The organism is Inquilinus limosus, from assembly GCF_051487185.1.
Taxonomy (GTDB): Bacteria; Pseudomonadota; Alphaproteobacteria; order DSM-16000; family Inquilinaceae; genus Inquilinus; species Inquilinus limosus_F.
On the sequence record NZ_JAHVDK010000012.1, the window covers coordinates 99,243 to 116,634 of the forward strand.

A 17,392-nucleotide genomic window follows, 5' to 3' on the forward strand; every position below is an offset into this window, starting at 1 on the left:
CGATGCCGCTCCACGCGAAATCCAGACCAGACATCCCGCCGCGACCATGGCTTCAGCCGGTCACCTGTCTTCTCGCGGCGCGTGCGCTGCGCGACTTCGGCGACGGCTTCGTGGCCGTCCTCCTGCCGGTCTATCTGCTCGGACTGGGTCTTTCGCCGCTCGAGGTCGGCATCATCGCCACCGCATCGCTTTTGGGTTCGGCACTGCTCACCATCGCCGTCGGGTTCCTCGGCCCGCGTTTTGATCATCGCCAGCTGCTGCTGGCTGCCGCCAGTCTGATGATCGCGACCGGCGTCGCCTTCGCCGCGGTTCACGACTACGCGCTCCTTCTGGTCGTCGCCTTCGCCGGCACCATCAATCCCTCCGCCGGCAGCGTCAGCGTGTTCGTGCCTCTCGAGCATGCGGTGCTGACGCGGGAAGTGACCGACACCGGCCGGACGACGATGTTCGCGCGCTACAGCCTCGCGGGAGCGCTCGCAAGCGCCGTCGGCGCGCTTGCTGCGACTGGCCCGGATTTGATGACCGGCGTGGGCCTCGACCGGCTCACGGCGATCAAGCTGATGTTCGTCCTCTATGCGCTTGTCGGGCTCGCGGGCGGTCTGCTCTATGCCCGCATCCCCAAGCGTCCGCCCGCGAGGGAGGCGGACGCCGCCGCGCTTGGCCCCTCGCGCGCCATCGTCCTCAAGCTCGCGGCCCTGTTCAGCCTCGATGCCTTCGCGGGAGGATTCGTCGTGCAGTCCCTCCTGGCGCTGTGGCTGTTCGAGCGGTTCGACATGTCGCTCTCGGCCGCGGGCGTGTTCTTCTTCTGGTCGGGCGTGCTGTCGGCCTTCTCCTTTCCCGTTGCCGCCTGGCTGTCGCGGCGCATCGGGCTCGTGAACACGATGGTGTTCACCCACATTCCCTCCAGCATCGCCTTGATGCTCGCGGCGCTCGCGCCCGACCTTGCCGTCGCTCTTGCCCTGCTGCTGGTCCGCGCCGCGCTCTCGCAAATGGACGTGCCGACGCGATCGTCCTACGTGATGGCCGTGGTGACGGAGGCCGAGCGAGCTGCCGCGGCAAGCTTCACCTCCGTCCCGCGCAGCCTCGCCGCCGCGGCCAGTCCCGCGCTGGCCGGTGCCTTGTTCGCTGCGTCCTACAAGGCATGGCCGCTCTTGATCTGTGGCGCCCTCAAGATCGCCTATGACTTGCTGCTCCTCGTACAGTTCCGCCACATCAAGCCGCCGGAGGAGCGGCGCTAGCGCTCTGACGCGACCGACCATCTTCGCATCGATCTGGGGTCCCTCCTGAAGGGCCGTTCACCCGGCCAGGGCGGCCATGCTTCAATCAGTCTCCATTTGCAAACGATTCGCGCCCCTCGCGGCGCGAAAAGAAGGAGACAATGTCCGGCATAGACGACAGTACGATCGACATCCTGAAGATCATCGCTGTCCTTTTTCCCGTGTTGGCCAACGGGTTTTTCGTTGCCGCCGAATTCTCCCTGGTCGCCGTGCGGCGCAGCCGGGTGACGGAGCTGGTGGCGCAGCGCCGCACCAATGCCGTGGCGCTGCAGCGGGCGGTCAGTCACCTCGACTCCAACCTTGCTGCGACCCAGCTCGGCATCACCATCTCGTCGCTGGCCCTCGGCTGGATCGGTGAGCCCGCCCTGGCCCATCTGATCGAACCGCTGCTAAATGCGCTACCCGGCTCGATGGCCGAATACGGTTCGCACGCCATCGCGGTGGCGATCGCGTTCTTCATCATCACCGCCCTCCACATCGTGCTCGGGGAACTGGCGCCGAAGAGCTTGGCGCTGCAGCGCAGTGAAGGCACGGCCCTGTGGGTCGTCCGGCCGCTCGCGGCCTTCCTGTTCCTGTTCCGCCCGATCATCCTGTTCCTGAACGGAACGGGCAACCGCGTGTTGCGCCCGGCCGGTCTTCAGCCCGGCACCGGAGAGGAGATGCTGCATTCGCCGGAGGAGCGCAGGCTCATCGTCGCCCAGAGCCGCGAGGCAGGCCTGCTCGATCCGGCGCAGCAGGAGTATGCCGACCGGATCTTCAGCATCGGCACGCGCCGCGTCCGGGATATCATGACGCCGCGGCCCGAAGTCGAGTGGATCGACGCCGGCGACAGCCGGGAGGAGATCCTCAAGACCATTCGCGCCTGCCGCCACGAGCAACTCCTGGTCAGCCGCGGCAGCATCGACGAGATCGTCGGTGTCGTGCGCAAGCAGGATCTGCTCGACCGGGTGATCGACGGCCAGCCGCTCGATCCGATGAGCACCATTCATGACGTGGTCGTTTTGCACGAGGCGACCGCGGTTCTGAAGGTCATCGAGCAGTTCAAGTCCAAGCCGGTCCGCCTGGCGGTTGTGATGGACGAATACGGCACTCTCGAAGGGATCGTCACCCAGACCGATCTTCTCGAGGCCATTGCGGGTGAGATCCCCGAGGCGGGCGAGGAACCGGCCATCGTGACGCGCGAGGACGGCTCCTACCTCATCGACGGCCTGACATCGGCCGCGGAGGCGTTCGGCCGGCTGCACATCCGGCGGTGGCCGGAGGACCGCGACTTCAACACCATTGCCGGATTCACGCCGCACCAGTTCGGCCGGATCCCGGCCGCGGGCGATCATTTCAGCTGGGAGGGGTGGCGCTTCGAGGTCGTGGATATGGACGGGCGCCGCGTGGACAAGCTGTTGGCCACCGCCGTGGCGGAGCGAAAGCGGTCCGCGCCATCAGCGGCCGGCTAAGCTGCGATCACACCGAACCGCCGCGAGGTCACCCGCGGCGGCTTCGCCCATGCAAGGAAATCCGCCAAGAATGACGGGCCACATCTGCCGCCAGCGGCGGGAGTCGCCGCGCTGCCGGACAGAGCGGTGTCGACCTCTCGATAAAGGATCCACGTGATCGAAGCTGTTGTTTGCGGGAGAAGCGATCCAGGTGTGAATAATGCCTGGCCGCTTTGTCCCTTTGGCTGACGCCGACCATGCCCTCGGACCCGGATCAAACCCGAAGCCGTGCCTTCGCTTGAGAGAGATCCATCCTTGTGAGCGGCTTGGCCGGAAGTAGGGAGGCGCCTGATATTCTGGGGAAAAAATTATTCCGGCATTCCAGACTTGCGCATTCCCTCAATGAATATTTCTGCATCTTCCGAGCGCTGGAATGGTATCCAATTCTTTAGTTGGGAAACTCGTGCTTCCGGGTCGACATTTTGCAGTCGTCTCATCATGGATTGCGCTTCATCGACACGATTCAGGAGCGAATATGCAATTGCTGCGAACCTGAGCGCAGACGGAAAGCTGGGACGGCGCGCGAGCGCCTTGTTGATCCACTCCAATGCTTCCGCCGGCTTATGAAGTAGAAGCAGCGCGATGCCCATGGCGGCTTCCGCCTGATGCATCTGGGGGTCGACCGGGTTGAGCCGCATCGTGTGGCTGATTTCGGTCAGAGCCCTCTCATGCTGTCCGAGATAGACGCTCGTCCAGCTCCGGGCTTGCCAAGCCCGAAACAGGTTCGGATTTACGGACAGTGCCTGGTTGGCAAGGATATCGGCGGTTTGCGCATCACGCATGGCAAACCCAAAAAACTGCGCCGCACATGCCAATGCTACGGCATCGTCCCCGCCATGCTCGACTGCGAGTAAAGCAAATTGCCTGCCGCGAGCCAGCTGCTCAGCATCGTTTCTTGCCCAACCGATGTTCTGTCGGAGGCGATAACATTCCGATGCCAGCCCATATGCCGCAGCGAAGGACGGGTCGAGATCGATCGCCAACCGGAAATGTTGCAATGCCTCCGCATTAGCTTCGGCGGTCATGAGCTGCAAAAGACTGATGCCTCGATAATAATAGTCGTAAGCATCGAGATTTTGGGTTGGCTTGCGGGCTGATCTTTCGATTTCCGCCTGCTGCACCTTCGGGGCGATCGCGCCGACCAGCTTTTTCGTAAAGTGATCCTGCAGCTCGAAGATGTCGTCAAGCGCTCCGTCGAATTTCTCTGCCCACAGATGCGCTCCGGTGGCCGCTTCGATCAACTGCCCCGTGGTGCGTACGCGACCACCCACCTTTCTCACACTGCCTTCCAGGACGTAACGAACACCAAGCTCGCGGCCGACTTGTTTGATGTCGATCGACTTTCCTTTGTAGGTAAATGATGAGTTTCGAGCAATCACAAATAAAAATTGGAATCGTGATAACGCGGTAATGATGTCCTCGACCATGCCGTCAGCAAAGTACTCTTGATCCGCGTCGCCGCTCAAATTTTGAAACGGAAGAACAGCGATGGATGGCTTGTCAGGAAGGGCGGGCAACGGGCTGGCTTCGGCAGGTTCTGCCGGTGCTCCGATCGAGTCGCTGCGCAGCCTAATACGCCAAGCGCGAATTGGTTCGACAATATTCTTGAGGTTTTGCTCGCCGATGTCTTCGAAGGCAATATCGACCTTGCCGCGGACTTGGCGTTGGGCGTCATCTGAGATGCAGACGTTCCCAGGCTCCGCGATACCTTCCAACCGTGCAGCGATGTTTACCCCGTCGCCGAAAATATCATTGTCATCAATAATGATATCGCCGACGTGCACGCCGATTCGGTATTCGATTCTTACTTCCTGCGGCAAATCGGCGTTCTGCGCGGACATCGAACGCTGCACCTCGATCGCGCATCGCACGGCATCGACAACACTCGCAAACTCCACAAGCAGGCCGTCGCCAGTGGTCTTGACAATGCGGCCGCGATAAGCGGCCACGGTGGGATCGAACACTGTCTGCCTGGTGGTCTTCAACTCTGCGAGCGTGCGCTCCTCATCTCGGCCCATCAGGCGGCTATAGCCGGCGACGTCCGCCGCCAGCACTGCCGCCAACCGTCGCTCCACCCGCTCGCCGCTCAATTCAGTCTCCAACCTAGTCAGAACTCGTGGGAGCGTCTGCCGTCTTCATCGCGGTAGACCATGACGCCACTGCGGCGGCGCTCATACTCTGAGTACTGGATGACCGCGTAGAGAACTGCCTCGTCCAACCATTCGAATTCGGCCACGACGCGCTCGTCGACCGTCGCGCCTCGTTCGACCACGAGATATTTCACGTCGGGCATGGCGATGGAAGAAAGCGACTCACAGACTGAAGCCGCCATCCACGCCAAGAATTTGTCCGGTGACCCAGTCGGCGCTCGGATCGGCGAATGCGACGACCCAGCGGGCAACATCCTCAGGGACGCCGCGCCGATGCAGGGGGATCATCTCGATTTCCTTCGCCTTGATCGCCGCGATCTGGCTATCGGAAAAACCCATGCGTTCCCGCAGAAAATCGCTCTCGACCGGGCCGGAAGCGACCGCGTTGACCCGAATATGGTCCGGCGCAAGCTCGACCGCCCAGGTGCGCGTCAGCTGCTCGAGGGCGGCCTTGCTGGCCGCGTAGGCGGAAAAGCCGGCGATCGGCTTGCGCGCAAGCGTGCTCGACAGATTGACGATCGCTCCTTTGGTCTTCCGAAGGTGCGGCAGCGCCGCCTTCGCGAGCAGCGTCGGCCCGAAGACGTTCGTTTTGTAAACAGCCTCTATGCTGTCGAGTGAGGCGGTCTCGAGCGGCTCCGGTTGCCCCGCTCCGGCATTGTTGACCAGGATATCCAGCCTTCCCCAGCGCTCGATTGCCCGGGCAACCGTCGCCTCCGCGGCGGTGGGGCTGCTGGCATCGGCAACGAAGCCTTCGATGGCCGGGTGTGTCGACGCGGCCGTCTCGATGGCATCGGGGCGTCTTCCCGTGATGAGAACCCGCGCGCCGGCTTCAGCGAGCGTTGTCGCGACGGCAAGTCCGATCCCCGCTCCTCCGCCAGTGACGATGGCGACGCTGTCCGTGAACTTTGACATGGTGGTTTCCCTTACGGTCCGCATGATCTGGCAATGGAGAAGCCGGCCGGGGCTACGCGCCGGCGGGGTCGGATCCGGGCCGACTTGCGAATGCGGATCGGATCCTGTACCGGGATGGCGTCTATTGGGCGGTCCAACCACCGTCGACCGACACGCTCGTGCCGGTGATCTGGTCGGCCGCGGCCGAGCACAGGAAGGCGACGGTGCCGCCGAGCTGCTCCGGCGTCACGAAGGTCATCGAGGGCTGCTTCTCGTCCAACAGCTGCCGCGCCGCCGCCTCCTGGCTGATGCCCCTCTCATGGCCCTTCTGGGTCAGCTTGGCGACGACCTTCGAACCGATCAGGCCGGTCCCGTCTATGACGGCGATCTTCATGAGTTCTCCTCGCGGACAGGCCGCCGTCTCGGTCGAGGGACGTGGTCCTTCACGTCACCGCCAGCGCCTGGAAACGAGAGGAAGGATCGTGCATCACAGAGGCCTCTCACCACTGGGCCGACCGGTAGTCCGGCACACCGAAGGATGGGACATCCTGGCCCTTGGCACAGGTCGGCCCGGCCGGGCCGGCGCGAGCAGCGCCCTCAACACCACCGGAAATCTGTCAACGATGTCTCGTTCTCGCATTCGTCGTACTGGGCGAGCTGATCCGGGCATGGAAAACGCTGCCCACGCCGATGCGCGAGACGGCGCGGCCGGGGCTCTGACATAAGAATATCCTACAGTGTGCTGATTTTTGTGGATTTTTAGCCAGACCGCTCAGGCGACCTGCTGCGTCGGGGCTTTGCGCAGCCGTGCCCGCAGATGCGGACAGGTGCCGCATTCCGGGATCTCCGGCAGTCGGTAGCGGAGGCAGCACAGCCGGCGCCACCGCTTGGCCTCGCCGTCCTCCTCGACCGTCTGGAGCGGATCGAACAGCGGGTTCGGCGTGCCGTCCGGCCGCTCGCGGCTGGACAGCAGACGGCCGGCCTCGGCTGCCAGGCTCCTGCCGCGGGCCAGCGGATGGGCCGCGATCTCGCCCAGGATCCAGTCGAGATAGACCGCCGCGTTGTTCCAGTAGAGCCGCGGCGCCACCCGCGTGTGCGGGGCCCAGGCGGCGATGAAGGGCTCGATGTGATCGCCGATCAGCCGGTCGAAGCGGCGGAAGATGTCCATCTCCTCCTCGGGCTCGCCGTCATGCGCCATCCGGAAGGCGATCGGGTGGCCCTCCGGCGCCGGGATCACCGCGACCTCCGACAGCGCGATCGGGAAGCGGCGGCCGAGCAGCAGGCTCGCCGCCATCACCGGCGGCAGCAGCCGGGCGAAGTACCATTGCGACCAGAAGGAGGCGACGGCGCGCCGATCCGCCCCGGGATACCGGGCCGTATAGTCGTCGAGCACCCGGTCGATCACCGCCGGGTCGAGCAGGCTCGGGCCGGGAAGGGCGGGGCGGTCGTCATCCGGCAGCACCACGGCCTCGCCGCAATGCGCCAGATCCCCGGTGAAGATCGGCCGCAGGATCTCGATCACGCCAGCCCCGCGATCCGGACGGAGGGGCCGTTGGATCGGCCGGAAACGCCGCCTCGGCCGGTGACGGTGGGTGGGGTGCGACCGCTCCCGTTCCGCTGAAGAGCATCATTGCAGGCCATGGGCGTCTCGGTATCGCAAGTAAGAACCAATCGCAACATAGTTCCGCTGTGGCGGACGGCATATGGCTGAACGGGAGTGACATATAAAATAGAGAAGTAGACTAAGGCTCTATTTTTGATACATATCGATGGATCAGTCGGCACATCCAATGGCGAGGCTGCCCATGCATCCGCGGAAACAGGCCGCGCCGGCACTTTGTGGCGCAGGCGGGCCGCAATCTCTGCTCCCCGCCGCCTCGGCGCTGGCGATTGCCTCCATCCTTCTCTCCGCCTGCAGCGCCTACGATATCCGGCCCGACATCGATCCCCAGGCCTCGCGAGACGGCGGCATCCATTACGAGAAGGATCTGAAACTGTGCCAGGACGAGGCTGCGGCAAGACCATCCGGCCCGAATGGCGGGCTGGCCGTCCTGGCAGCAACGTCGGCGGGGGCGTCGATCGGTGGTGGTGGCGCAACGCTCCTTCACGGCAATGTCAGGAATGCGACCGTTCTGGGCGCGCTGGTGGGGGCGGCAGCCGGCTTCAACGGGCTGGCTGGATCCATGGCGGCGAGTCCGAGGATCGACGATCGAACGAGGATCCAGGTCTGCCTTATGGAATTCGGCTATACCGTCGTGTGGGGCGCCGGCTTTCGGATGCCGGCCTTCGACCCTCCGCTGCCCTGAGAGGCGGGGATGGCTGCCGGCGTCATCAACGGCGCCGCAGGTCGCGCCCGTCCAGCGTCACATTGGCGTCGGGGTCCAGCCGCCGCTCCTCGATCCGCAGCTCCGTCGCGCGCTCGATCGCGGCGCGGTGGAGGTGGTAGATCTCGACCGCCTCGGCCGGGGTAGGTCGATGCCCGAGCAGCAAGCGCAGCGCCGCCGCGGGCAGGAACACCCGGCCGGCATAGTCGCCGATCTCGACCCCGAACTCGACCGCCTGGCGCATCTCGTTCCAGGCGGCGTCATCGGGGAAGGTGAAGATCGGGCGGGCCATGGCGCCTTCTATCAGCCGGCGCCGGCGCCCGGCAATGCCGGCTTCCGCTGCCATCAGCCGGGCCGGCTCACCGGGCGGTGAGGAGGCTCAGAACCCATCACCCGGCCCCGCGCGGCGCAAGACGCCGGACGGCCTGCACCCCGTCCGCGAGGAATCGGTCCGACAGGGCCTCGTCGGTCACGACGCGGGCCAGGATCAGGGCGCCGACCATCGCGGCGACCGCCTGCGGTGCCGCCGCCGGGTCGCCGCCATCGGCCTCGATCGCCTCCTCGGCCAGCGCCAGGAGCCCGCGCAGGCCGCGCGTGAACTCGGCGCGGGTCTCGGCCGGATGGCGCGCGATCTCCGGCCCGATCGCGGCAGCGGTGCAGCCTTCGCCCGGGTGGTCGCGATGCGCCGGCGTCAGATAGGTCTCGGCCATCGCCGCCAACCGCTCGCCGGGCGGGCGGCGCTCCACAGTCCTGCGCAGCCGGGCCTGGCTCTCGCCGAAGCCTTCGACGCAGGCAGCGGCCACCAGCGCCTCCTTGGACGGGAAATGGGCGTAGAAGCCGCCATGGGTCAGCCCGGCATCGGCCATCAGCGCGGCGACGCCTACCGCCTCCACTCCCTCCTCGCGGAACCGCTTCGCCGCCGTGCGGATGATCCGCTCCCGCGTTTCCTGCTTGTGGTCCTTGCTGTAGCGCATGCCGGCCTCCCGGTGTCCTCGCCGATGATGGCGGAGATTGCCTTTTTAGATGACGGTTATAATATTGTGGTCGTCATATAACGATCCAAGGGAATTCCGATGTCCGCCGAAGATCCCGTCGTGATCGTCGGGTTCGCCCGCACGCCGCTCGGCCGCTTCCGCGGCGCGCTGACGCCGCTGGTCGCACCGCAGCTCGGCGCCGCCGCGATCGCCGCCGCCGTCGCCCGGGCCGGCGTCGCGCCGGCGCAGGTCGACGAGGTGCTGATGGGCTGCGTGCTGCCGGCCGGGCAGGGCCAGGCGCCGGCGCGCCAGGCCGCCCGCGGCGCCGGCTTGCCCGACGCGGTCGGGGCGACCACGGTGAACAAGGTCTGCGGCTCCGGCATGAAGGCGGCGATGCTCGGCCGCGACCTGATCGCCGCCGGATCCGCCGGCATCGTCGTTGCAGGCGGTATGGAGAGCATGTCGAACGCGCCCTGGCTGCTGCCGGGCGTGCGCGACGGGCTGCGCTTCGGCCATGGCCGGATCTTCGACCATGCGGCGCTGGACGGGCTCGAGGACGCCTATGACAAGGGTCGAGCGATGGGCGATTTCGGCGAGGCCACGGCCGCCCGCTACGGCTTTACCCGGGCGGACCAGGACGCCTACGCCTCGGTCTCGCTGCAACGGGCCCAGGCGGCGATCACGGCCGGAGCCTTCGCCGCCGAGATCGCGCCGGTCGCGGTCCCGGCCAAGGGCGGCCCGGTCGAGATCGCGGTCGACGAGAACCCGCGGTCGCTGTCGGCCGACAAGATCCCGATGCTCAAGCCGCCCTTCCGCCCGGACGGCACCATCACCGCCGCCAGCTCCAGCGCCAATGCTGACGGCGCCGCGGCGCTGGTCCTGGCCCGGCGCTCGGTCGCCGACAGGCTGGGCCTGCCTGTGTTCGCCGCGATCCGCGGCCATGCCACGCATTCGCAGGCGCCGGAATGGTTCACCACGGCGCCGATCGGCGCGATCCGGACGCTGCTCGACCAGGTCGGCTGGCGGCCGGGCGATGTCGAGCTGTTCGAGATCAACGAGGCCTTCGCCTGCGTGGTGATGGCGGCGATGCGCGAGCTCGACCTGCCGCAGGACAGGGTGAACATCCATGGCGGCGCCTGCGCTCTCGGCCATCCGATCGGCGCCACCGGAGCCCGGCTGATCGTCACCCTGCTGGCGGCGATGCAGCGCCACAGCCTGCGCCGCGGCGTCGCCGCCCTCTGCATCGGCGGCGGCGAGGCGACGGCGATCGCGATCGAGCGGATCTAGCTGGAGTAGCGGATGGAGCGGCTCGTGCCGGCGGGATCGAGGCGATGCATGCCGATCTTCTCAGCCACCCGGATCGAAGCGGTGTTGCCCGGATCGATATCGGCGATAACGGTCACCCCCAGCGTCTCACGCGCATGGGCCAGGATCGGCGCCGCAGCCTCGGTGGCATAGCCGTGGCCCCAGGCGGCGCGAACCAACCGCCAGCCGATCTCGATCTCCGGCCCCACGGCGTCGGCGGGAATCAGCAGCACCCAGCCGAGAAAGCGGCCCTCGGGTGCCTTCGCCCGCACCGTCCAATAGCCCATGCCGTCCGGATAGGTCCGGGTGATCCGGTCCTCGACGAAGCGGCGATGCGCCTCCGGATCACTCCAGGGCCCGTCGATGTGGCGTACCACCTCGGGATCGCGGTCCATCGCCAGACAATCCTCGAGGTCGGCCATGGTCCGCGGCCGCAGGATCAGGCGCGGTGTCTCGAAGGACGGCAGCGCGGGGGCCATGCAGGCTAACGCGGCAGCGGCTTGGTCTGGCCCGGTACGATGCCGCCGAGCTGGGTCAGCAGCGCCGGATAGCTCGGATCGGTCGGCAGCACGACGCGCTGCGACGTCCCGGTCCGGGCGGCGCTGACCGGGCCGAAGGTCAGCACGATCGCCGCGTCCGGGCGCATCATGGCCGTGTCGCCCCCCTGGGCCGGCGGCACCGGCGCCGGGCTCGCGAATGAGCGCGACGGGGTGAGGGTGGTTCTCGGCGCCACCGTGACCGGGGCGGCGGTCGCCGGTGGCGCCGCCCCCTGAACGACCAGCGGGCGCGACGGCGCCACCGGGTTGGCCGGCAGCGGCTGCATCGGCCGCGGCGCCTGCCACTGGGGCGCGGCGGGAGGCGCGGCCCGGGTCKTCGTGGGCGCGGTCGGGGCGATCAGCACCTGCCGCGGCTGCGGCTGCAGCACCTGCTGCGGCTGTGGCGGAGGCGGCGCCAGGCTCGGCGCCGCCGGGCCGGCCGCCGGCAGCGGCACGGGGGTCGCCAGCGGCCGCAGCGCATCCGGCCCGGCGGGCTGGAAAGCGCCCGGACGGCCGGCCAGACGGGCGTCGAAGAAGGACGCCCCGGCCGCGGCGCAGGGGACGACCAGGTCCACCGGCGTGCCGATCGCCAGCCGGCCAGCGCTGTCCGGGTAGGTGCCGATCACCCCGGTGCTGATCCGGCACGATCCGCCGCCAAGGCCGGAGGTGCTGTTGACCTGGAGCTGGAGATGATAGGCGGGGCCCTGGGCCTGCGCCGGCGGCGCGATCGGCAGCGCGAGCCCGGCCGCGGCGATCAGAAGAAGCGAAGGTCTCATCGTCACCCATCCTTCGAAGCCGGCGGCCCGGCACCGTGCCGGCCATAGACGCACGACCAGTCGGCCGGCCGGGCGTCGCTGGTCGAATCCGTCAGGTGGGAATTATGCCCTGTCGCGCAGGGCGGCGGAAGCGGAGCGGGACGCGTCAGCCGGCGCTGCGCTGCCGATAAGCCCAGACCGAGGCCGGCGGGATGTTGGCTGGGACGAAGCCGACGCGGCGGCCGGTCAGGCCCAGCGCCTCGCGCTGCAGCGGCGAGGAGAGGGCATAGGTGTAGAGCACGACCTGCCGCCCCTGCGGCATCACCGAATAGGCCGAATCGAGGATCGCCTTCTGCTCCTCCAGCGTCAGCAGCAGCATCGGGATGCCGCACACGGTGGTGCCGACCTTGCCGACCACCTCGGGTGGCAGGATCTCGCTCAGGCGGCGGGCATCGCCCTCGATCACATGGATGCCCGGGAAGGTCTCGCGCAGATGCTGCGCCATCTCCGGGTTGATCTCGAGCACGTAGAGGCGCTCGGCCGGGACGCCGCGCTCCAGAATGCCGCGGGTGATGGCCCCGGTGCCGCCGCCCAGCTCGATCACATACTCGTCGGGACCGCGGACGATCTCCTGGGTCAGCCGTCGCTTCAGGGCGGGCGAGGAGGGCGTCACCGACCCCACCTCGCGCGGGTTGGCGAGCCAGCGGCGGAAGAACAGCCAGGGGTTCATGTCCGGCCGGACTTGGCCGGCTTTGCGATCGGTCATCGAGCAACGGGTCCTTCGACGTCGAACGGATGGAGGCGCCGGGTCCTCCGGGCGACGAACGCTTGATGCTCCGTTCCGTCTCCGATCGCAAGATCGTCGCGGCGGGCCGGCAGTCTTCGCCCCACGCGCTGCAGTCATGTCCGAGACGCCGGGCCGGCCGCTCTGCTTGGTGTTGACGGCGCGGCCGGCCGCGACAGAAAAGGAACGCAGCCCAGAAGGCTGCGCAACGATCGGTACATTCCTTCATGACGGACACAACATTCGGGAGGACGGCCGCCCCGGCCGCCGCCAACACCACCGGCCGGATCGTGGTGGCGAGCCTGGTCGGCACCGCCATCGAGTTCTACGACTTCTACATCTACGGCACGGCCGCGGCCCTGGTCTTCGGGCCGGTGTTCTTCCCCCAGGAATCGGAGGCGGCGCAGCTTCTCGCCGCCTTCGCCACCTTCGCCATCGCCTTCCTCGCCCGGCCGATCGGCTCGGCGCTGCTCGGCCATTTCGGCGACCGCATCGGCCGCAAGGCGACGCTGGTGGCGTCGCTGCTGCTGATGGGCGTCTCGACCACCCTGATCGGCGTCCTGCCCGGCTATGCTGCGATCGGCTGGGTGGCTCCGGCGCTCCTGTGCCTGATGCGCTTCGGCCAGGGGCTCGGCCTCGGCGGCGAATGGGGCGGCGCGGTGCTGCTGGCGGTGGAGAACGCCCCGGCCGGCAAGCGCGGCTGGTTCGGCATGTTCCCGCAGCTCGGGGCGCCGATCGGCTTCCTTGCCGCCAACGGGCTGTTTCTGCTGCTGGCGCTGGGCCTGGACGACGACCAGTTCCGCAGCTGGGGCTGGCGCGTGCCCTTCCTGCTCAGCGCCGCGCTGGTGGCGGTCGGTCTCTATGTCCGGCTGAAGCTGGTCGAGACGCCGGTGTTCCGCAAGGCCATGGAGCGGCAGGAGCGGGTGCGCGTGCCGATCGGCGAGGTGCTGGCCCGCCACACCCGGATCACCATCCTCGGCACGCTGGCGATGGTGTCCTGCTACGCCCTGTTCTACATCACCACGGTGTTCTCGCTGGGCTACGGCACCAAGGCGCTCGGCTATTCGCGCCAGGCCTTCCTCGGGCTGGAATGCTTCGCCATCATCTTTCTCGGCATCGGCATCCCGATCGCCTCGCGCCTCAGCGACCGCATCGGGCGCCGCCCGGTGCTGATCGTCGGCGGCATGCTGACGGCGCTGTTCGGCTTCGCCCTCGGCCCGCTGCTGGGCAGCGGCTCGGTGCTGCTGGTGACCGTGTTTCTGTGCCTCGGGCTGTTCCTGATGGGCCTGATCTTCGGCCCGATGGGCGCCTTCCTGCCCGAGCTGTTCCCGACCCGGGTGCGCTACACCGGCGCCTCGCTGACCTACAACCTGGCCGGCATCCTCGGCGCGTCGCTGGCGCCCTACATCGCCCAGATGCTGGTCGAGCAGGGCGGGCTCGGCTGGGTCGGTGGCTATATCAGCATCGCCGCGGTGATCAGCCTGGCCGCCGTCTGGCTGATCCGCGAGACCCACGACCAGGACCTAGCTCGGGTCGCCGGCGATCGCTGACGCCAACAGGTGAGGGCGCTGGAGCATCGGTGCCCCTCGTCGGCCGTTCCCGGAAGCGGTTCTCAAGGCCGTGTGGTCACGCGTTCGATCTGCGACAGGCCCTTCGGGCCGACATAGTGGTCTTCCGCCGAGTAGACCGGATCCATCAGCGCCTCCTGCACCGTGATGAAGCTCCAGCCCTGGGCCTTGTACCAGCCGAGCAGATCATCGAGATGGTCGGCGTTGATCCGGTTCATGTGCAGCAGCAGGATGTGCTTGATGTCGCGTCCGAGCTTGTCCTTCGCCAGCGCCTGGAAATACCCGGTCCGCTCCTGCATGTGCTGCAGGTAGCGGCCGGCGATTTCCCGCGCTGCCTTGCTGCCGCCCTTGGCCAGGGCCTTCATGTAGTCGTCGTTGAACTGGTACTCGTCATTGTCGATCGAGACCGGCACGTTCTGGTATCCGAGCTGCGCCAGGATCGCCGCCGCGGCCTCCCGTTTCTCCGACGTCTCGCCCTGATGGAGGAAGGGGAAGCGATAGTATTTGCCGTCCGTCAGCCAATCCGCGAGCCCCTGGTCGGCCCGTGCCGTCTCGGTCCTGAACTCCTCCGGCGTGAGCCGGTTGTAGTCCGGATGCGACCAGCTGTGGTTCCCCAGGCCATGGCCGGCGTGGACGAAGGCGAGGAGGGCCGGAAGGCTGTCCGGATTCACCTTTTGCCCGATGGCGAAGCCCGTCGCGATCACGCCGTAGCGGCCGAGGGTCCGGTTGATCGCCTCGACGATCGCCAGCCCCTCCTGCGGCGAGACGCGCGACGGCACGGCATAGGGCAGATCGTCCAGGGTGATGGCGACATCGGCGGCCTGGCCCGGCCGTGCCGCCGCGAGCGACATGGTCAGGGCAATCGCGAGATTTTTCAGCATTTTCCGTAATGCTCCTCATCCGGGTATAGAGCCTGCCCGGGCCCCTTACCACTCGCCCTTCCGCTCGGTCGATGATTGGAATCCTAGCCCCCTGTGCTGCCCAAGGCAGCGAGGATCAGGTATTGGCCGAATTGTCACAAAAATGTAATCTTCAGCTTACAACCCCTGATTGCCGCCGTTTGCGGCGATGGGGCATGCGCATCGCCCGTGTGACCTGCCAGGAAGAGCGGTCTCCGTGCGAGGAGGGGAGCACGCGTGCGGTACCGGGATCGCCTTTGGCGCGAGGTCTGGCGTGTCCTGCGGAACCATCGCCGAAGAGGGGCATGGAGGGGCCACAATGTGCTGCGGCGCCTCCTGGCGAAACGGTTCGGCGAGCTGCCGCCCGGCGACGGCCGGTGGCGCATCTCCAAGGAGCTGTGGTCGACCGATGCGCTCGCGCGGCACGGTGGCGGGCGTCATGACCGGTCGGAACCCTGGGGGCTGCAGGGGCCGGTGATCCTGGCCCGCCGGTCGGGCACGTTCTGGGTGATCGACGGGTCGAACCGCATCAACCATTGGACCGCGACCAACGACACCAGCCTTCACGAGGTGCTTGTGATCGATCTGGACCGCATGGTCGAGCGGGATGGTTTCGACCTGTCATGGACCCGGACGATCGGCCGGATCGCCGGCCTCGCCCTGCCGTGGTTCCTGATCGCCGCGGACGCGCCGCTGGGCTAGATCCGCTCGGGCCATCGGATCACGCCCTCTCCTCTCGAAAGGCTGACCGATCGGTCAATGATTGTGCCCGTACAGCGCCTTCGGATCCTGCAGCACCGGCAGGTCGGTGTGCCAGGCGCCGTCGTCGCGGGCGACCCGGAAGAAGCAGCTGCGCCTGCCGGTGTGGCAGGCCACGCCGGTCTGGTCGACCCGGACCAGCACGGCGTCGCCATCGCAGTCCAGGCGCAGCTCGACCAGGCGCTGCACCTGGCCGGAGGTGTCGCCCTTGCGCCACAGCGCCCGGCGCGAGCGCGACCAGTAGCAGACCCGGCCAGTCGCCAGCGTCTCCGCCAGCGCCTCGCGGTTCATCCAGGCCAGCATCAGGATCTCGCCGGTGTCGTGCTGCTGGGCGATGGCGGGGACCAGCCCGTCGGCGTCGAACCGGACCTCGTCGAGAAGCGTCTCCGCGTTCATGCCGCAGCCCTCAGCCGGTCGAGGCCGGCTTCCAAATCGGCGATCAGGTCGGCCGGGTCCTCGAGCCCGACATGCAGCCGGATGCCCGGCCCCTCGGCCTCCCAGCGCGTGGCGGTGCGGATCTTCTCCGGATGGGTCGGCAGGATCAGGCTCTCATAACCGCCCCAGCTCGCGCCCATCTGGAACAGCTCCATGCCGTCCAGCATCGCCGTGACCTGGGCCTTGGAGGCCGGCTTCAGCACCATCGCGAATAGGCCCGAGGCGCCGGTGAAGTCGCGCCGCCACAGCGCATGGCCGGGATCCTGCGGCAGAGCAGGGTACAGCACGCGCGACACCTCCGGCCGCGCCTGCAGCCAGCGGGCGATCTCCAGCGCGTTCTCCTGGTGCTGGCGCAGCCGCACACTCATGGTGCGCAGCCCGCGCTGGGCGAGGTACAGGTCATCCGGCCCAGCACAGTGGCCGGCCAGCACGGCACAGGTCTTCAGCGTCTGCCAGACCGATTTGTCCTTGGCCCCGACGATGCCCATCATCGCGTCGGAATGGCCGACCATGTATTTGGTCGCGGCGTGGACCGTGACATCGACGCCGTGGCCGAAGGCGTCGAAATGGAGCGGCGTGGCCCAGGTGTTGTCGAGCGCGGTCAGGACGCCGCGTGCCCGGGCCGCGGCCGCGATCGCCGGCACGTCCTGCACCTCGAAGGTCAGCGAGCCGGGGGATTCGAGATAGACCAGCCGGGTGTTGTCCCGGAACAGCCGCTCGATCCCGGCGCCGATCAGCGGGTCGTAGTACTCGACCTCGACGCCGAAGCGGTTCAGGACGGAGTCCGCATAGCGCCGGGTCGGTCCATAGGCGCTGTCGGTGATCAGGACATGGTCGCCGGCCTTGACGAAGGCGGTCAGCGCCACATTGACCGCGGCGAGGCCGGAGGAGACGGCGATTGCGCCGTGCCCGCCCTCGATCGCCGCCACCGCGTCCTCGAAGGCTTCGCTGGTCGGGGTGCCGATCCGGCCGTAGCTGTACTGGCCGTGCTCGAAGCCGCTATGCGCCGCGTCCATCGCCGCCACCGTCGGCCACAGCACGGTCGAGGTGTGGTAGACGGGCGGGTTGACCATGCCGTGATTGGCTCTCGGGTGGCGGCCGGCATGGGCGAGGACGGTGGCGGGGCGGCGGGACTTGGACATGTCGGTCGGCGGCAGTGTTGTTCAGTCGGAACCGGGCCGACATCTTTCGGCCAGCGGGACGGGCCGGTCAAACCCGATCGGCGCAGGGCCGGCCTGTCGGAGG

General features: G+C 67.6%; 19 protein-coding genes. 6 read left to right on the plus strand and 13 right to left on the minus strand.

Annotated features, from left to right (window positions below):
* Positions 1-2: 2 nt before the first annotated feature.
* Both KXR53_RS15510 and KXR53_RS15515 read left to right on the plus strand, forming a co-directional pair.
* On the plus strand, positions 3-1,238 hold the full coding sequence (locus tag KXR53_RS15510) for an MFS transporter (protein ID WP_437376129.1): 1,236 nt from the start codon (positions 3-5) through the stop codon (positions 1,236-1,238).
* A 140-nt stretch (positions 1,239-1,378) separates the two neighbouring features.
* Positions 1,379-2,728, plus strand: coding sequence for a hemolysin family protein (locus tag KXR53_RS15515; RefSeq protein WP_437376130.1), 1,350 nt, complete (start codon positions 1,379-1,381; stop codon positions 2,726-2,728).
* 347 nt (positions 2,729-3,075) lie between these two features.
* On the opposite strand, the gene KXR53_RS15520 is transcribed toward KXR53_RS15515, so the two are convergent.
* The 5 genes from KXR53_RS15520 to fhuF all read right to left on the minus strand — a co-directional run bounded on the left by KXR53_RS15520 (position 3,076) and on the right by fhuF (position 7,330).
* A complete protein-coding gene (locus KXR53_RS15520) occupies positions 3,076-4,857 on the minus strand; it encodes an adenylate/guanylate cyclase domain-containing protein (protein ID WP_437376131.1) in 1,782 nt (593 codons plus the stop codon).
* A 17-nt stretch (positions 4,858-4,874) separates the two neighbouring features.
* A complete protein-coding gene (locus tag KXR53_RS15525; protein ID WP_437376132.1) occupies positions 4,875-5,108 on the minus strand; it encodes a hypothetical protein in 234 nt (77 codons plus the stop codon).
* Positions 5,080-5,829 carry an SDR family NAD(P)-dependent oxidoreductase gene (locus KXR53_RS15530; protein WP_437376133.1) on the minus strand — a complete coding sequence of 250 codons (750 nt, stop codon included), beginning with the start codon at positions 5,827-5,829 and terminating at the stop codon, positions 5,080-5,082. Before KXR53_RS15530 ends, KXR53_RS15525 begins: the two co-directional genes overlap by 29 nt.
* Before the next feature lie 121 nt (positions 5,830-5,950).
* Entirely contained in the window at positions 5,951-6,202 is a 252-nt protein-coding gene (locus tag KXR53_RS15535) for an SDR family oxidoreductase (RefSeq protein ID WP_437376134.1), read from the minus strand.
* 378 nt (positions 6,203-6,580) lie between these two features.
* On the minus strand, positions 6,581-7,330 hold the full coding sequence (gene fhuF, locus KXR53_RS15540) for a siderophore-iron reductase FhuF (RefSeq protein ID WP_437376135.1): 750 nt from the start codon (positions 7,328-7,330) through the stop codon (positions 6,581-6,583).
* Between the two features lie 283 nt (positions 7,331-7,613).
* Here fhuF and KXR53_RS15545 point away from each other — a divergent pair, with 283 nt between their 5' ends.
* Entirely contained in the window at positions 7,614-8,114 is a 501-nt protein-coding gene (locus KXR53_RS15545; RefSeq protein WP_437376136.1) for a hypothetical protein, read from the plus strand.
* Positions 8,115-8,139: 25 nt separating this feature from the next.
* On the opposite strand, the gene KXR53_RS15550 is transcribed toward KXR53_RS15545, so the two are convergent.
* Positions 8,140-8,424 carry a DUF1488 family protein gene (locus tag KXR53_RS15550; RefSeq protein ID WP_437376137.1) on the minus strand — a complete coding sequence of 95 codons (285 nt, stop codon included), beginning with the start codon at positions 8,422-8,424 and terminating at the stop codon, positions 8,140-8,142.
* 97 nt (positions 8,425-8,521) lie between these two features.
* A complete protein-coding gene (locus KXR53_RS15555; RefSeq protein ID WP_437376138.1) occupies positions 8,522-9,106 on the minus strand; it encodes a TetR/AcrR family transcriptional regulator in 585 nt (194 codons plus the stop codon).
* A gap of 99 nt (positions 9,107-9,205) precedes the next feature.
* Between KXR53_RS15555 and KXR53_RS15560 the strand changes: the two genes are divergently transcribed.
* Positions 9,206-10,393 carry an acetyl-CoA C-acyltransferase gene (locus KXR53_RS15560; RefSeq protein WP_437376139.1) on the plus strand — a complete coding sequence of 396 codons (1,188 nt, stop codon included), beginning with the start codon at positions 9,206-9,208 and terminating at the stop codon, positions 10,391-10,393.
* On the opposite strand, the gene KXR53_RS15565 is transcribed toward KXR53_RS15560, so the two are convergent.
* The 3 genes from KXR53_RS15565 to KXR53_RS15575 form a co-directional block, all read right to left on the minus strand.
* Entirely contained in the window at positions 10,390-10,890 is a 501-nt protein-coding gene (locus tag KXR53_RS15565; RefSeq protein WP_437376140.1) for a GNAT family N-acetyltransferase, read from the minus strand. The two genes, KXR53_RS15560 and KXR53_RS15565, sit on opposite strands and share 4 nt — an antisense overlap.
* A 5-nt stretch (positions 10,891-10,895) precedes the next feature.
* Positions 10,896-11,723 carry a hypothetical protein gene (locus KXR53_RS15570; protein ID WP_437376141.1) on the minus strand — a complete coding sequence of 276 codons (828 nt, stop codon included), beginning with the start codon at positions 11,721-11,723 and terminating at the stop codon, positions 10,896-10,898.
* Positions 11,724-11,868: 145 nt separating this feature from the next.
* Positions 11,869-12,468, minus strand: coding sequence for a class I SAM-dependent methyltransferase (locus KXR53_RS15575; protein WP_437376142.1), 600 nt, complete (start codon positions 12,466-12,468; stop codon positions 11,869-11,871).
* 245 nt (positions 12,469-12,713) lie between these two features.
* Here KXR53_RS15575 and KXR53_RS15580 point away from each other — a divergent pair, with 245 nt between their 5' ends.
* Positions 12,714-14,036: an MFS transporter gene (locus KXR53_RS15580; RefSeq protein WP_437376143.1), complete on the plus strand. Its 1,323-nt coding sequence runs from the start codon at positions 12,714-12,716 to the stop codon at positions 14,034-14,036.
* A 62-nt stretch (positions 14,037-14,098) separates the two neighbouring features.
* Here KXR53_RS15580 and KXR53_RS15585 read toward each other — a convergent pair whose 3' ends face one another.
* Entirely contained in the window at positions 14,099-14,935 is an 837-nt protein-coding gene (locus tag KXR53_RS15585; RefSeq protein ID WP_437376144.1) for a polysaccharide deacetylase family protein, read from the minus strand.
* A 339-nt stretch (positions 14,936-15,274) separates the two neighbouring features.
* Here KXR53_RS15585 and KXR53_RS15590 point away from each other — a divergent pair, with 339 nt between their 5' ends.
* Positions 15,275-15,655 (plus strand): hypothetical protein, encoded by a 381-nt coding sequence (locus KXR53_RS15590; protein WP_437376145.1) that lies wholly within the window; start codon positions 15,275-15,277, stop codon positions 15,653-15,655.
* 54 nt (positions 15,656-15,709) lie between these two features.
* On the opposite strand, the gene hisI is transcribed toward KXR53_RS15590, so the two are convergent.
* Together hisI and metC are read right to left on the minus strand one after the other, a co-directional pair.
* Positions 15,710-16,108 carry a phosphoribosyl-AMP cyclohydrolase gene (hisI, locus tag KXR53_RS15595; RefSeq protein WP_437376146.1) on the minus strand — a complete coding sequence of 133 codons (399 nt, stop codon included), beginning with the start codon at positions 16,106-16,108 and terminating at the stop codon, positions 15,710-15,712.
* Positions 16,105-17,289, minus strand: coding sequence for a cystathionine beta-lyase (metC, locus tag KXR53_RS15600; RefSeq protein WP_437376147.1), 1,185 nt, complete (start codon positions 17,287-17,289; stop codon positions 16,105-16,107). The genes hisI and metC overlap by 4 nt, the downstream gene beginning before the upstream one ends.
* Between the last annotated feature and the right edge of the window lie 103 nt (positions 17,290-17,392).